General features: G+C 71.0%; 15 protein-coding genes. 5 read left to right on the plus strand and 10 right to left on the minus strand.

The genetic code is table 11. The features are described 5' to 3' along the window. Positions 1-363: 363 nt before the first annotated feature. The 6 genes from ACPA54_RS17990 to ACPA54_RS18015 all read right to left on the minus strand — a co-directional run bounded on the left by ACPA54_RS17990 (position 364) and on the right by ACPA54_RS18015 (position 4348). Entirely contained in the window at positions 364-1164 is an 801-nt protein-coding gene (locus ACPA54_RS17990; RefSeq protein ID WP_423530922.1) for a phosphotransferase, read from the minus strand. A 19-nt stretch (positions 1165-1183) separates the two neighbouring features. After that, positions 1184-1954 (minus strand): aldo/keto reductase, encoded by a 771-nt coding sequence (locus ACPA54_RS17995; protein ID WP_423530924.1) that lies wholly within the window; start codon positions 1952-1954, stop codon positions 1184-1186. 124 nt (positions 1955-2078) lie between these two features. Further along, on the minus strand, positions 2079-3260 hold the full coding sequence (locus tag ACPA54_RS18000; protein WP_423530926.1) for a cupin domain-containing protein: 1182 nt from the start codon (positions 3258-3260) through the stop codon (positions 2079-2081). Positions 3261-3362: 102 nt separating this feature from the next. Next, positions 3363-3509: a hypothetical protein gene (locus ACPA54_RS18005; RefSeq protein WP_423530928.1), complete on the minus strand. Its 147-nt coding sequence runs from the start codon at positions 3507-3509 to the stop codon at positions 3363-3365. A 123-nt stretch (positions 3510-3632) separates the two neighbouring features. Next, a complete protein-coding gene (locus ACPA54_RS18010; protein WP_423530930.1) occupies positions 3633-4109 on the minus strand; it encodes an ATP-binding protein in 477 nt (158 codons plus the stop codon). After that, positions 4106-4348 (minus strand): hypothetical protein, encoded by a 243-nt coding sequence (locus ACPA54_RS18015; RefSeq protein ID WP_423530932.1) that lies wholly within the window; start codon positions 4346-4348, stop codon positions 4106-4108. The genes ACPA54_RS18010 and ACPA54_RS18015 overlap by 4 nt, the downstream gene beginning before the upstream one ends. Before the next feature lie 513 nt (positions 4349-4861). Between ACPA54_RS18015 and ACPA54_RS18020 the strand changes: the two genes are divergently transcribed. Then, positions 4862-6193, plus strand: coding sequence for a helix-turn-helix domain-containing protein (locus ACPA54_RS18020; RefSeq protein ID WP_423530933.1), 1332 nt, complete (start codon positions 4862-4864; stop codon positions 6191-6193). Positions 6194-6200: 7 nt separating this feature from the next. Here ACPA54_RS18020 and ACPA54_RS18025 read toward each other — a convergent pair whose 3' ends face one another. The 3 genes from ACPA54_RS18025 to ACPA54_RS18035 form a co-directional block, all read right to left on the minus strand. Further along, positions 6201-7010: an alpha/beta hydrolase gene (locus tag ACPA54_RS18025; RefSeq protein WP_423530935.1), complete on the minus strand. Its 810-nt coding sequence runs from the start codon at positions 7008-7010 to the stop codon at positions 6201-6203. A 314-nt stretch (positions 7011-7324) separates the two neighbouring features. Next, a complete protein-coding gene (locus ACPA54_RS18030) occupies positions 7325-7867 on the minus strand; it encodes a barstar family protein (protein ID WP_423530937.1) in 543 nt (180 codons plus the stop codon). A 109-nt stretch (positions 7868-7976) separates the two neighbouring features. Further along, complete coding sequence (locus ACPA54_RS18035; protein ID WP_423530939.1) at positions 7977-8855, minus strand: cyclase family protein; 879 nt, start codon at positions 8853-8855, stop codon at positions 7977-7979. A 264-nt stretch (positions 8856-9119) separates the two neighbouring features. On the opposite strand from ACPA54_RS18035, the gene ACPA54_RS18040 reads away from it, so the two are divergent. From ACPA54_RS18040 to ACPA54_RS18055, 4 genes are read left to right on the plus strand one after another with little or no spacing between them, the layout of a single operon-like run. Next, positions 9120-10262 (plus strand): thiolase family protein, encoded by a 1143-nt coding sequence (locus tag ACPA54_RS18040; RefSeq protein WP_423530941.1) that lies wholly within the window; start codon positions 9120-9122, stop codon positions 10260-10262. Positions 10263-10319: 57 nt separating this feature from the next. Continuing rightward, entirely contained in the window at positions 10320-10688 is a 369-nt protein-coding gene (locus ACPA54_RS18045; RefSeq protein ID WP_423530943.1) for a Zn-ribbon domain-containing OB-fold protein, read from the plus strand. Between the two features lie 49 nt (positions 10689-10737). Continuing rightward, complete coding sequence (locus ACPA54_RS18050; protein ID WP_423530945.1) at positions 10738-12336, plus strand: AMP-binding protein; 1599 nt, start codon at positions 10738-10740, stop codon at positions 12334-12336. A gap of 32 nt (positions 12337-12368) precedes the next feature. Further along, positions 12369-13490 carry an SMP-30/gluconolactonase/LRE family protein gene (locus tag ACPA54_RS18055; protein ID WP_423530947.1) on the plus strand — a complete coding sequence of 374 codons (1122 nt, stop codon included), beginning with the start codon at positions 12369-12371 and terminating at the stop codon, positions 13488-13490. Between the two features lie 103 nt (positions 13491-13593). Here ACPA54_RS18055 and ACPA54_RS18060 read toward each other — a convergent pair whose 3' ends face one another. Beyond that, the gene (locus ACPA54_RS18060) at positions 13594-14715 is read right to left on the minus strand and encodes an acyl-CoA dehydrogenase family protein (RefSeq protein WP_423530949.1); all 1122 of its coding nucleotides are present in this window, start codon (positions 14713-14715) and stop codon (positions 13594-13596) included.

A 14715-nucleotide genomic window follows, 5' to 3' on the forward strand; every position in this document is an offset into this window, starting at 1 on the left:
ACTTGGGAACGGGCTCGCTCGCTGAAATTCCCGATCTACGTGACGCTGACCTGCGGGCAAGTGCCGCACCGGAGGGCTGCTGCGGAGCTGTCGGCCGGCGCTGGTTGAGGGATTTCGTTCACGCGGACGGAGGGGGATCGGGGACGGAACGCCGTGGCGGGGCTGCTTCGGCATGACCGGCCGAACCGATCGGCCACTGCACAGCGGGAGAGCGACCGACGTAGAGATGATCCTCCACTTCAACCGTCACGACTTGGACCTGTTCACTTCGGGCCAGGGCTGACCGAGGGCGCCACATCGCAGCACGAGGTGAAGGCCCATGCCGCAGCCGCGGCATGGGCCTTCGGCACGCCGTCGCGGCCCCTACGCCGCCGGCGTGCGCAGCCGCTCGGCTTGGAGCCGGAGCGGCTGTGCAAGGTCGGGGTGGTCGCCGCGGTCGATGCTCTGCAGCAGGGATGCCGTGACGACGATCTCCGCGGCGCGGCCGGCCGGGCTGTCGAGGATCGGGAATGCCTGGCGGACGCGGGCTGCGGTTTTGGGGTGCACGAGGCTGTAGGCGTGGAGCATGGCGGCGTCGAACCCTGCCGGGCCGCGGCCCCAGCCTTCCCAGTCCAGGATGATCGGAGTGCCGGTGGTGAGGTTTGCCCAATGCATGTCGCCGTGCACGGTCACCGCGTCGTCGAGGCGGGGCGAGGGAACGCCGATGAGTTGAGGCACGACGCGGTCGGCCCATTCCTGGCGTACGGCGGTTCGGTCCGTGGGGGTCTTCGCAACGGTGTCGAGTGTGTCGCGGAGGGTGGTCCACCACAGATCGGGCAGCGCGAGGTCCTGGCGCGGGAGGGGACTGGCCGAGCAGACGGCTTCGGTCAGGAGCGGGGCGAGATCCGCGCGGTACGCGGTGTCGCAGTCGATCCAGTCGTACAGCCCGAGTAGGGCGGGCCGCCTGCCGTCGAGGTCGCCGAAGGCCTCGGCCGCGTCCTTGATGCCGTCCCAGAGCTTGCCGTGGGCCTTGGCTTCCGGGACGGCGACCAGGCGCAGCCACACGGAGCGGCTTTCGGCGTCGGTGCCGGGGCGGCTGATGGTCCGGCCGAGCCAGCCCCATGCAGGTGTGCCGTGGCAGCTCACGGCCAGTGCGGCGGCGGCCTGTTCGTGTGCGTCGATCATGCGTTGTTCGTCGGCCGGGTCACTCGGCGGCGAGTACATGGGCGACCTTTCGGAGGTGTTCCGTTGGGAGCGGCGGCAGGTCAAGGGTGTCGGCTGCCTCGCGCCAGTGTTCCGCAGTGGAAGCGGACAGCAGGACATGCGAGATGTCGGGACAGGACATGACCGCATGGAGGGCGGCCCGCGCCGGAGTCAGACCCGGGCGGATGTAAGCCGCGAGTTCGTCGTTGACGAGCGGGGGGAGTTCGCCGCCGTGGAGCGGGGCCGAGGCGAGGACGGCGAGTCCGGCGCGGGCCGCGTCGGCGATGGGTCCGCGGCCGTCGAGCCATGCAGTGATCGGGTCGAGATTGACGAGGCTGACAGGAAGCTGGACCGCGGTGAGGTGGTGTGCGCCGGGCGCCGCTTGGTCGGCGAGGGCCAGGAGGTCCGCGACGGAGAACAGGCCGTCGGTGAAGCCCGACCAGGTGGCGACGCCGTAGCCGCGGATATGCCCCGCGTCGGCCTCGGCTTCCAGGACGGCGAAGGCGTCGAGCAGCATGGCGTGGAAGGCGTCGCGGTCCGGGCCTGCGCCGTGCTCGGGGTTGTGCAGGAACACGGTGTCCAGGATGTCCCGGCCGAGTTCGGCGCGGTTGCGTTCCATCTGCCAGTGCACGTAGGCGGGGTTGAGGTCGTGCGCGGTGTTCGCGTGCTCGACGACGCCGGCGTGTGCGGCGTCGATGGCGGTGCCGGGGGCGAGGAACCCGACCTTCGTGGATACCAGGGTCTCGGGGTGGTCGGCGAGGAACCGGGCCAAGCGGCGGTGCGCGTGCCGTGTTGGTAGTTGGGGGCGGTGTCGATCCAGCGTGCCCCTGCGGCGTGGGCGTGCGCCGCTGCGGCGTCGGCGTGGCGGCAGCGGTAGGTGCCCAGGGCGAGGCCGGTCACGGGGCGGCCTCGACGGTGACGGCCTGGCCGGAGACGAGTTCGGTCAGTACCGCGGCGGTGTCGTGCGCGGTGATGCCGGAGGCTTGGGCGAGCTGCGCGACGGTCACGGTGGCGCCGTCGACCAGGAGCCGGAGCATCGGTTCGGCGGCCGGCGCGAAGTCCCATTCGGTGCCCGCGGCGGCGAGGGTGACCGTGTCCGGGCCGGTGTGGAGGCGGGCCCGTGCGGTTGTCATGCGGACGCGCAGACCGGGGTCGGGCGGGATGTCGCCGAGAGTGGGGAGCGAGGTGCGCGTGCGGCCGGTGTCGGCGCCGTCGCGTGCCGCCGCGTAGCGGTCGATCAGGGACGGGTCGCGGAGTTCGTCGGTGACGAGCTTGCGCAGCTGGTCGAGGTAGGCGGCTTTCTCTTCGTGGGTGTCGTGGGTGGGCAAATCGGCGCGGATCTCCGTGTGGGTGCGCAGGATCTCCGACAGCCACCCGATCAGGTCGGCGCCGGTGTGGGTCTGCAGCCCGCACGTGATGTGCATCGAGTGCAGTCCCTGGTCGGCGGAGACCGCGTGCCACCAGCCGCGCGGCAGGTACAGCAGATCGCCCGGCCGCAAGACGAGTTCGGCGATCGGTTCGGTCGGCGGCGCGCCGGCGTCGAACTCGACGTCGCGGTGCATGGGGAGCACGCGGGTCGGGCCGAAGATCCTCCAGCGCTTGGCGCCTTCGAGCTGCATCACGATCACGTCGTGGTCGTCCCAATGGGTGCCGAACCCTTCGGTTCCGGTCCACGACGCGTAGACGTTGATCTGCACGCCTGTACGGAGGAATCGCTCGATGTCCTCGGCGAACCGGCCGAGCGGCGGGTGAAGTTCATCCGCCGCGTCGAGGACGAGGGTGGCGCCGTCCCGCAGCCGCGCGTGCAGGTCGGCCGGTTGCACCTGGTGCCACACGGTGTGACGGCGGGTGGTGACGGGCCGGGTGTAGCGGTGTGCGGGGAGGGCGTCCCCGTTCAACGCCACGCGCAGGCGGGGCGCTTCGAGGCGGTGGGTGCTGAGGAGGGTGTTCAGCGCGTGCCAGGTCATCAGGTGCTCGGCGTCGCCGGGGCTGCCGGGGATGTGCCGGTAGTCGCGCCGTAGCGTCTGGGCAAGGAACGCATCCCCGCCGAGGCGCGTCGCGATGGACGTGGGCGTCATCGTGTGGGTCCTCCCGCTCGGGTTGGAATGGACACGGAGGCGCGGTGCGCCGGAGCGGACGCTGCTCCGGCGCACCGCGTCGAACTACGGCCGTGCAGGGGGTCAGTCGTTGCTGTCGCTGACGCCGGTGCTGCCGCCATCTGACGGCTGGGTGCCACGGGCGCGGGCGGCGACGATGTCGCGGCGGGCCTTGAGCAGGCCGGTGGTGACGGGGGCGGCCTCGCTCGTTGCGGTCTTGTCGGTCTTCATGGCAGGGACCTTCCTGGTCGGTGCTGCTGTACCGCCCGACGGTTGACGGGCGGGGGTCTGGAGCGCCGCGGCCCGGGATGGGGCAAGAAGTCACCGGACCGCGGCGGGCTTCGGGTGCGCCGCCTACGGGCGGACCGCGGCGAGGCGGCCGCGGCGCACGGTCGGCAGCGCGGCACGGATCCGCGCGGCGAGGCGCTTGGACTGGTCGGCCTGTTCGAGGTCGACCTCGAACCACAGGACCCGGCCGTGCGCGTGGGGCTCGGCACCCCAGGCGGCGGCAACGTGCGCGACCACGAACAGGCCCGTCCCTGGATGCGGTGCGGTCGGGAGCGTCATGCCGGCATCGATGACTTCGAGCCGGAACCGGGGGCCGTTCACGGACAGGCGCGCGCTGCACCCCGCGCCGATCTCGTAGTGGGAGTGGCCGACGAGTTCGATCGCGCACAGACCGAGGTCTGCGAGGGCGTCAGGGTGCGCGATGTCCCACGTGCTGGCGACCGTGAGGACGCGTCGGCGGGCGTTGGCGATTGCCTCCGTCGTGGGCTCGACGCGGAACACGTCGGGCAGCGGTGCGAGGCCGGCGGCGCCGTGTGGCGTCATGCCTGTCCCCCCGGGGTCGCGAAGAGGCAGGAGAAAGAGGACAGCGAGACCGACCATTCCAGGCCGCCACCCTCAGGACGCAGGTACACCGTGGCCCGGTCTCCGCCGTCGTCGACGGTGCCGACGACGTCCATCACCACCTGACGGCCGTGGATCGTGTCGAGGACAGCGCCGATCGCGGGCCGTTGGGCAGGGGCCCGGACCGCGCCCGGCGCGGTCGTGATGCCCTCGCTGCTCATGTCACAGGCTCCTTCGGTTCGTCGTGGTCCGCGGTGTGCCCCCGCCCTGCCCGACGTGGGGGGGCCACGCGGACAGAGCGGGAGCTTTCGCCGGCAGCTCCGAAGGCGCGTTTCGGGGCTGCGCTGCTCGGCGTCCTCCGAGGAGCAGGCTCCTTGGCCGGGATGCCGTGACGACCAGTCAACGCCCCGCTACGTATGGCGACGAGGTCATTGAGCGGCCATTCAGCGGCCATTCCGGCCGCGCGTGCGTGGCCGGTGCGGAGGACCGGGCAAACCCTGCTTCGATCGAGCTTGCGCAGATGCCCGAACCACCGTGGAAGGGAGGGATGTCGTGGACGCAGGCGCCATTCCGTCGGGAAGCGAGCTGCTGGGGGAGATGCGTCGTGCACCGCCCCGCCGGCGCCGCACCGGCAGCCGGCAGCCCGTCGCAGTCCTGGAACTGACGTGCCGGAAACGGGTCCGTCAGTCGTTGACCTGCATGTACGGTATGAGTCCGTTCAGTTGGGGGCCACCGTGGACACCGGCAAGGCAGACCGGCAGGAACCGGGAAACGAGGCGCTGCGCGCCGCCCGCCTTGCACGAGGCTGGTACTCCCAGGAGCAGGCAGCCGAGGGGATCAGCCAGGCCGGTCGCGAGGCGTTGGGTGATCCCAGCTTCGAAGTCAGCACCAGGACATACCGGCGGTGGGAGTCCGGTCGTCCTGGATGGCCGCGACCCGACTGCATTACTGCTCTGCAAGCAGCGTTCGCCACCGTGCCGGATCGCCTGGGGTTCACCTCGCCCGGCAAGGCCTCCGTCGGTGCACTACGAACGCTTGCAGCACCACAGATCTTGGAGGACGACGTGCGTCGTCGTACGTTCCTCGGCAGCGCCCTCGGCGCGATCCCTCTTTTCGACGTCGACGCTCTCGAACACCTTGCTGCGGCCACCCGCGACGCCGGCCGCTACAGCGACCAGGCCCTGGTCGAGCACCTGCGCAACGCGCTGGACGACGTCGCCGGCCTCGACGGCCGGATGGGACCGCGCCGAGCGTTACCCGCGACGCTCGGAATCCTCGCCGTCATCGCCAACACCGCTCGCGACGCCCGCCCAGACCTACGTGCTGATCTCCTGCGCCTGGGCGCCCGGGGCGCAGAACTCGCCGGGTGGCTCCACAAAGACGGAGGCGCCCCCGCACACGACACCGCCTATTGGCACCAACAATCCAAGGAATGGGCCGCGCTGACCGGCGACGGCGCGATGCACGCCTATGTCCTGCTGCGGCAGGCCCAAGCGACAGACCCGGCGCAGCCCACGCGCATGCTGGATCTCGCGCGAGGCGCCACGACCGGACCGTGGACCCTGCCGCCGCGCCCACGCGCGGAAGCCCTGCAACAGGAGGCCCGCGCCCTTGCGTTGGCCGGTGCGCCTCTCACCGCGGTGGAGCGCACCCTCGACCGGGCTCACGCCGCCCTTGACCAGGCTGCCCCGGTCACCGCGCCGCCGACCTGCACCGGGCCGCTGGGCGACGGATTCACCGCGGACCGGCTGATGGTGCAGACGGCCATCTGCTACCGCGAGGCCGGGCACCCCGAACGCGCCGTCCCCGTGTTCCAGCGCCACCTGGCCGACGGGGCGTTCGCTCCGCGCGACCGCGCGTTCTTCACCGCCCACCTCGCCGGCGCGCTCGCCGCAGCCCGCGAACCGGACGCGGCAGCCGACGCCGCCATGAGCGCCCTGGGCATCGCGGCCCCTGCCCGGTTCGGCCAGGCCCTGGCCGAGCTGCGCCGGACCGCCGCGCACCTGGGCTTGTATGCCGACCGTCCGGCCGTGCGTGAATTGCGTGACCGGGTGCAGGCGGTCTGAGGCGCGGTTAGGCGAGGAAGGCGCGCACCCGGCTGATCACATCGCGCTGCCACGCCTGTGTCTGCGGGTCGAGGTATTTCGGGTCGTCGTGGACGGCGAAGCCGTGTTGTGCGCCTTCGATCTCGACCAGCTCGGCGCTGGCCCCGAACAGCGGCAGCAGGCGGCGGGACGTCTCGACGGGGACGAAGGTATCCGCGGTGCCGTGGAGCACCAGGACCGGTGAACGGACCGCGCCGAGGACGGATGGCAGCTCCCACAACAGCACTTCGTTGAGGAGTGCCCGGCCCAGCTCGAACGGGGACCGCTCCGTGAAGCCGTGCGCGTCCAGGTGCTTGGCCGTCTCCGGCGACAGGTAGTCGTCCGTCCAGCCGGGGCGGGTGGTGGTGTACCGCTCACGGTAGTCCAGGCGCGGATTCAGCAGCACGAGTCGGTCGATGTCGTCCGGGCGGTGTCCGGCGAAGCGTGCGCACGCGCCACCGGAGAACGACGCCGACACCACATGCACCGGCCCCGGCCATCCCGTTGAGCGGCGGACGTGGTCGACGGCCGCGCGGACGTCGTTGGCAACGCCGGCGATCGTCAGCTCGGCTTCGCGGCCGGCGCTCGCACCGTGCGCCCGCAAGTCGAAGCGCAGGTTCGGCACCCCTGCGTCGGCGAGGCTCGAAGCAAGGCGAGTGAAGAAGCCGCCTTCTTCCCGGGTGACGCCGGAGCCGTGAACGAGTACCGCGGCGCCGTACGCCGGTAACTCGGACTCGGCGACCGTGCCGTACAAGGCCGTCCCGTCCAGGGAGTTGAAGGCTGTTTCTGTGTCCCTCATGGGCCCAGGCTAGGGCAGCTCGGGCATCCGGAACCGGTTCGGTCGGATCTCCTGCCTTGCTGGAACCGGCTCGTTTCGATTCCGCAGGTCGCGACGAACCCACAGATCAGAGTGCTCGCCAATGCCGGTTCGAGTCCGGCTCCGGGCGCGGGGGTAGACGCTGGGCTCGACCGGCGGAAAGGCCGTGTCTGCTGCCGCCCGAACTCCTTCGTGGGTGCACCGTGGGTGCACGGCCCTGGCCGCGCCCGCACGGATATGAGGTGCTTCCGTACGTGGGAGCGAACGTGTGCCCGTATCAAGGGCGTTCGGTGCGGCTACCATTCACCCACGTACAGGACCACCACGCGCCGGGGGACTACCGGCTTGAGGACGGAAATGAACTCCGCAGTGGTCTCCAGCTCCATGACACACCGCATGAACTGCCGGAGATCACGGCGCTGCATGTCGTCGAGCCCTCGCACGACGGTGACCACCGGACCCTCGTCCGCCACGACGAAATCGGAATAGCAGTCGGTGTAGGCGGGCCAACTCTCCCCGAAGTAGTCCGGGAAATCGTAGGTCCCGGCCAGCGCCCGCAATACATCGCGCTCACCACCTCCTGCGGGAACATCGACGTCCAACCGTACGAAGCCGGCCGCGACGAATCTCCCGACCACGTCCCGAGCGGTGGGCTCGTCGACCAGGTAGGGCTTGTCTCCCAGCGCGGCCAGGACGTCTGTCCCGTCCTCCCACCTGCGCGATCTGCGCCGGGCGGCGACGACCCACGGGTCCGTCGAGTCCCTCGGCTCGTTCGCCAGCCTTTGCCAACCATCAAGCGGTCCGGTCAAAATTGCAGCCCTCCCCGGCAGAACCGCCACGGCCCTCTCCTGAGCCTGTCCTATCCCCGTGGCTCCCCGTGCGGTGGGTCCTGATTCTCGCGGTCGGCGGGCCGCCGCCGGAGCCACCGGGCTCGTCGGCGCCACCGCCTCAGACCACCGCGATGGGCCGCAGCGGTGACCCCGTCCCCCCGCGGATCGTCAGCGGCAGGCCCATGAACAGGAACTCGGTGATGCCGTCGGCGGCCAGTTCCTCGCAGTTCACCCATTCCATGATGTGGATGCCGTGCTCGTGCAGCAGGTACACGTGCACCGGGAACGGGTTGGCCGGGTCCGGGGACGGCATGCGTTCGAACGACAGAGTGTCGGCGCCGACGTAGCGGGCGCCTTGGGCGACCAGCCAGTGGGCGCCGTCGAGGGCGACGCCGCTGCCGTCGCTCAGCGCACGGATCTTCTTGATGTCCGGCCAGTACTTCATCTGCCCGGTGCGCACCAGCACGATGTCGCCGTCCCGGATCTCCACGCCGCCCGCCTCGGCGGCCTGGCGGAGGTGTTCCTCGCCGATCCCGAAGTGCGGCGGCAGGACGTCGACGCCGAGGGCCTTGGGGATGTCGAGCAGCACGCCCCGGCCGATGATCGCCGGCAGCTCCGACGCGTCGCCGCTTTCCGCGCCGTAGTTGCCCATCGCGTCGCGCGCCGAGACGCCGCCGTGCCATTCGTCGTTGTCGCCGCACGTGATGTGGCACAGCGCGTCGATGTGCGTTCCGGTGTGCAGGCCGCCGGAGACCAGCTCGGACGTGTAGCCGATCTGCTCCTGGTTGCGCTCCGGGTCGTCGAAGGGGAAGCGCTTCTCGCTGCGCTGCGCTTGCGGCGAGTTGTAGGTGACCACCTCGAAGCGCGGATACCCGGCGAAGCTCGGCATGTGCCGCCACCAGCCCGACGACAGGTCGTAGACGGTGCCCCGGGTGGGGAGGGCGAGGCTGCCGAGGAGGTCGGCCGCGCCGAGGCGCGGCGGAACCGGCGAAGTCATGGAGCGTCCCTTTCGCGAGTCGCTGCCGGGGCGCCGGAGACGCCCCCGCTGAACACGCCGTGCCCGACGTGTCGACACAAGTTCAGTGTACTCAACAGCTGGCAAAGGTCCAGGGTTGCGGCATGGTAGCCCTCGGTAGGCTGCCTGGTTGGCACCGATCACGGCAGTTTCTGCCCCGTCGGCGCCCGGCGGCCATTGTGTGGTCGCCGATAAAGAGGATACTCTTTTCGTGTTTCGGGTGGGGTCGAGAAGAGAGGGCTTCCCGTGGTCAAGGACATCGGGCGGGCGCTGCACGGCGTCGCCGTCGTCGGCGCGTTCAACACGCCGCAGGCGCGGACGCTGCCGGGACGGACCTCGGCGTCGGTGACGCTGGAAGCCGCCAAGGGCGCGCTGGCCCAGGCCGGTCTCGCCATGGCGGACGTCGACGGGTTCAACATCACCGTCGGGCTGGACGCCGAGGCAAGCGCCGCGTTCGCCTACGACGTCGGCGCCGAGCACTTCTGGATCGGCCACGAGATGGACGGCGTGCAAGCGGTCCTGGAAGCCGCGCTCGCGGTCGCGTCCGGCGAATGCGCGGTCGCGCTGATCGCCAGCGGCCAAGCGTCGCTCTACACCGACCGCGCGTCGACGGCGCCGTGGACCCGCCCCACGAACGAGTTCATCGAGACGTGGGGCCTGCACACCGCCGTCGAATGGGCCCTGCCCGCCCAGCGCTACCTGCACGAGTTCGGCATCAAGCCCGAGGACGTCGCGCACATCCCCGCCACGATCCGCAACTACGGCGCCGTGAACCCCAACGCCGTGTACTACGGACGCGGCCCGTTCACCGCCGACGACATCCTCGCGTCCCGCATGGTCGCCTCGCCCTACCGGCTGCTCGACTGCGCGACGACGTCCGAAGGCGGCAGCGCCCTCGTGCTCACCAGTATGGAGCGCGCCCGCGACCTGCCCGCGGCGCCGATCCGGCTGCTCGGCGGCGGCCGTGAGGAATGGGGTCCGACGTACGTCAACCCGCCCGCGTACCGACGCACCGGCCCGGTCGGCCGACGCGCCGCCGACGCGGCCTTCGCGCAGGCCGGCATCGCCCGCGACGACGTCGACGTCTTCGAGGTCTACGACAACTTCACCTACGAGATCCCCCGCTACTTCGAGGCCTACGGATACTGCGCGCCGGGAGAAGGCGCACAGATCCTCTCGCCCGAGAACATCCGCCTCGACGGCCGCTACCCGATCTGCACCGACGGGGGCGTCATGGCGCACTCGCACACCGGCTATTCGCAACTCACCCAGAAAGTCGTCCGCGCCGTCCAGCAATTGCGCGGCACCGCGAACGTCAACCAGGTTCCCGGCGCGAAGATCGCGCTTGCCAACTGGCCGAAAGGCCTGCTGCTCATGACCTCGGAGTGACCTGTGAACCCTGCCTCCCCTTCACCGGCACAGCGGCCGATTCCGGTGCCGACCCCGTTGTCCGCCCCTTTCTGGCAAGGCTGCGCGGAAGGAAAACTGCGCTACCAGGAATGCGAAGACTGCGGCCGCGCCATTTTCAAGCCGCAGGACTTCTGCCCGAACTGCCTCGGTATCCGGCTCACCTGGCGGGAGAGTTCCGGGAGCGGCGAGGTCTACAGCTACTCCGTCGTCTGGCGGCCGCAGACCCCCGTATTCGAAGTTCCTTACGTCGTGGCCATCGTCGAACTCGCCGAGGGCTATCAGATGCTCACCAACGTGGTGAACTGCGAGCCCGAAGCGGTGTATTGCGGCATGCCCGTGTCCGTGGTGTTCGCCCCGGTCGCCGACGACATCGCGCTGCCGTTCTTCGCACCGTCGCCCGCCTGACCGGCCCGACCACCCACCTCAACCCCTCCCGACGGCCGGACGGTGACGCATGAACGGCATGGCATTCTCCGAACTGACCCCGACGGCCTTCGCCGCCCGCGCCGCCGCGGTCTTCGCCGACCGTCCGGCCGTCGTGGACGGCGGACTCCGGTTCACCTACGCCGAGCTGTGGCAGCGCAGCACCCGCCTCGCGGGAGCACTCGCGGCGCACGGCGTACGGCCGGGCGACCGGGTCGCCGCCCTCGCGCCCAACACGCACGTCCTGCTGGAAGCGCACTACGGCGTCCCGCTCGCGGGCGCCGTCCTGGTCGCGCTCAACACCCGGCTGGCGCCTGCGGAGATCGCGTACATCCTCGGCCACAGCGGCGCCGCCACGGTCGTCGTCGACGCCGAATACCGCGACCTCCTCGCCGCCGCGCTGCGCGCCGATCCGAGTCTGCGGCCCGCCGTCGTCGAGTCCGGCGGCAGCGCCGACGCGTACGAAGCGCTGCTGGCCGCCGCCGACCCCCTCGCGCTGCCCGTCGCCGACGAGAAGTCCCTGCTGTCGCTCAACTACACGAGCGGCACCACCGGGCGTCCCAAGGGCGTCATGTACCACCACCGCGGCGCCTACCTCCAAGCCCTCGCCATGGCCTACCAGGCCAAGCTGGACACCTCGTCCCGCTATTTGTGGACGCTGCCGATGTTCCACACCAACGGCTGGTGCTTCCCGTGGGCGGTCACCGCGGCCGGCGGCGTCCACCACTGCCTGCGCAAGGTCGACGCGGCGGCGATCTGGCGGGCCATCCGCGAGGACGGCGTCACGCACTTCTGCGCCGCACCCACCGTGCTCGCGATGCTGGCCGCCGACCCAGCGGCAGCCCTCCCCGCCGAGCGGGAGCACCGCGTGCAGGCCTTCGCGGGCGGCGCACCGCCCGCCCCCGCCCTGCTCGCCGAACTCGGCGCCGCGGGCGTGGAGATCCACCACCTCTACGGGCTGACCGAAACGTTCGGCCCGGCCGTGGTCTGCGCTCCGCAGCCCGAGTGGCGCGGCCTCCCCGCCGAACGCCGTGCCGCGCTCACCGCCCGGCAGGGCATCGCCAACATCGTCGCCGAACCCGTGCGTGTCGTCGACGAGTCCGGCACGGACGTGCCCGCGGACGGCGCGACGCTCGGCGAGATCGTGCTGCGCGGCAACAACGTCATGCTCGGCTACTACCGCGACCCGGAGGCGACCGCCGCCGCCCGCACCGCCGACGGCTGGTTCCGCACCGGCGACCTCGGCGTCCTGCACCCCGACGGCTACGTCGAACTCCGCGACCGCGCCAAAGACGTGATCATCTCCGGCGGCGAGAACATCACCTCCGTCGAAGTCGAACACACCCTCGCCCGCCACCCGGCCGTCCTCGACGCCGCGGTGGTCGGAGCACCCCACCCCAAGTGGGGCGAAGTCCCGGTCGCCTTCGTGACACTCCGCGCCGGGACCTCGGCGGACGAAGCCGAACTGATCGCCTTCGTCCGGGACCGCATCGCCAAGTTCAAAGCACCCCACCGGGTCGTCTTCGGCGACCTGCCCAAAACCTCGACCGGCAAGATCCAGAAGGCCCTGCTGCGCACGCACGCCGCCGGGCCCCTGGGTACCGAGCCCTGGCACCGGGAGAACACATGACAGGACACACGACCGGACAACCGACAGGAGAGGTGACCGAGAACAGCACGTCAAGCAAGAGCAGCAAGAACAGCAAGAACCGTACGACAGCCGGGAACAACCGCAGGAACCTCGCCCTCGCCGCGGCCTTCGCCATCGTGCTCGGTGCCGGCGGCGCAGCGGCGACGACCGCCGCGATGGCCGACCCGGCGGACGGCAAAAGCGCCGGCGGCAACGCCGCCGGCCGCGGCCAAGGCCCGCGCGAAGTCCCCGCGACGCGTTACGCCAAGGTCGCGGACCTCGACCCGCCGTCCGGCTTCGGTCCGCTGACCGTCCTGGAAGGCCCCGCCTTCGGCCCCGACGGCAAGCTGTACTTCGTCGACCTCACCGCGCCCGCGGGCGGCCCCAAGATCCTCAAGTTCGACGTGCGTACGAAGGCCGTCACCCCGGTCTACCGCGACGCCGACAGCGGCTTCTCGTCGCTCCAGTTCAGCCCGGCCGACGGCAAGATCTACGCGACCGACTTCAAGAACGGCAAGATCGACCGGCTCAACCCCGACGGCGGCGGCTTCACCACCGTCTTCTCCGGCCCCGTCGAGGGCCGCACGATGGTCCCCGACGACCTGGCCTTCGACAAGGCCGGGAATATGTATGTGGCCGACTACCACGGCTCGCCGTGGGACCCGACCGGCCGCATCGTGCGGTTCGACGCCGACGGCACCCATCCGACGGTGCTGCAGGGCGGCCTGTCCGCGCCGAACGGCATCTCGTTCAACGCCGACTACTCGGCGCTGTGGGTCGGCGAGTACAGCACCGGCCGCGAAGCGCTGTTCACCCTCGCGCCGGACGGCAAGAGCGTGGTGGAGAGCCGGGTGGCGATGACCGCGAACATCGGCGGCCACGGCTTCGACTCCAACGCGGTCGACGCCGCCGGAAACGTCTACCAGGTCGTGATCGGCACCGGGAAGATCCTCGTCTGGAACGACCACGGCGACCTGATCGGCACCATCATGGTGCCGGACGAGCGCGGCTGGGAGCCGCTCGTCAGCAACCTCGTCATCAAGCCGGGCACCACCGACGGCTACATCACGGTCGGCGGCAAGGACGGCGGCTACATCTACTCGTTCCGCGCCTTCGCCCCGGGCACCCCGCAGTCCAACGGCGGCGGCGCCTGACCCCGCGGTCCGCGTGAGGCCCGCCGCGCGCGGCGGGCCTCACACCCGGGCCTGGACCCCGCCGTCCCGGGGGAGGACGGCCCGGTGCCGGTCTCGGTGCGGGTCAGCGCTCCAAGCCGAACGCCTGGCGGGCGACGAGCCCGCGCATCATTTCGGACGTGCCGCCGCCGATCGTCTCGAGGATCGCCTGGCGCCACATGAACTCCACGTCGGTGCCCTTCACCAGCGCCTCCGGCGACCCGAACTCCAGGGCCGCGCGGGCGATGTCCTGGGTCAGGAGGGTGCCGGCCAGCTTGTGGTAGGCCGCCGGGACCGCGGACGGCTGCCCGCTGATGATCTCGCCGAGCAGCGCCAGCCCGAGCGCCTCGACCTCGGCGACCTTGGCCGCCAGATCGCCCAGCGTGCGGCGCACCACCGGGTCGCCGTCGAGGCCGGTGTCCCGGACCCACGCGGCGAGGTCCTGCAAGTCGCGGCGCAGCCGCTTCGGCGGGAACTGCACGTGCCGTTCCACGGCGAGCGCGGAACCGGCGACCTGCCAGCCGTGGTTCTCCTCGCCCACCCGGTTCTCCGCGGGCACGCGCACGCCGTCGAACCGCACTTCGTTGAGGCGGCCGCCGTCGTGGGTGGGGATCGGCGACACCGACACCCCCGGATGGTCGAGCGGCACGATCAGAATGCTGAGCCCGCGCGCCCTGCTGTCCGCCGGTCCCGTGCGGCACAGCAGCCAGATGTAGTCGGACCAATGCGCGTTGGACGTCCAGCACTTCGCGCCGTCGACGACGTATTCGGCGTCGGACGCGCGCCGGGCCCGGGTGCGGACCGAGGCCAGGTCGGAGCCCGCGTCGGGTTCCGAGTAGCCGAGGCAGAAGTTGATCCGGCCGAGCCGCAGGTCCGGCAGGAAGCGCTCGCACTGGTCGGGGGTTCCGTGGCCCATCAGGGCTTTGGCGACCAGACCGGGGCCCATCGGGGGCCGGGCGACGCGGGCGTAGGCCATCTCGTCCCACAGGATGAACTCGTAGGCGGGGGAGAGGCCCGCGCCGCCGAACTCCTCCGGCCAGGACAGCGACAGCCAGCCGCGCTCGCCGAGCGCCCGGTAGAGGCCTCGGAGGCCCGCCCCGGTGTGGTCGCCGCGGTGGAAGTAGCCCTGCAGGTCTTGGTAGTCGGCGAGGAAGTCCAGGACCTCCTTGCGGAAGTCCTCTTCTTCGCGGGTGAATCCGAAGTCCAT

Origin of the sequence: Uniformispora flossi (assembly GCF_049534875.1) — a bacterium.
Taxonomy (GTDB): Bacteria; Actinomycetota; Actinomycetes; order Streptomycetales; family Streptomycetaceae; genus Yinghuangia; species Yinghuangia aomiensis.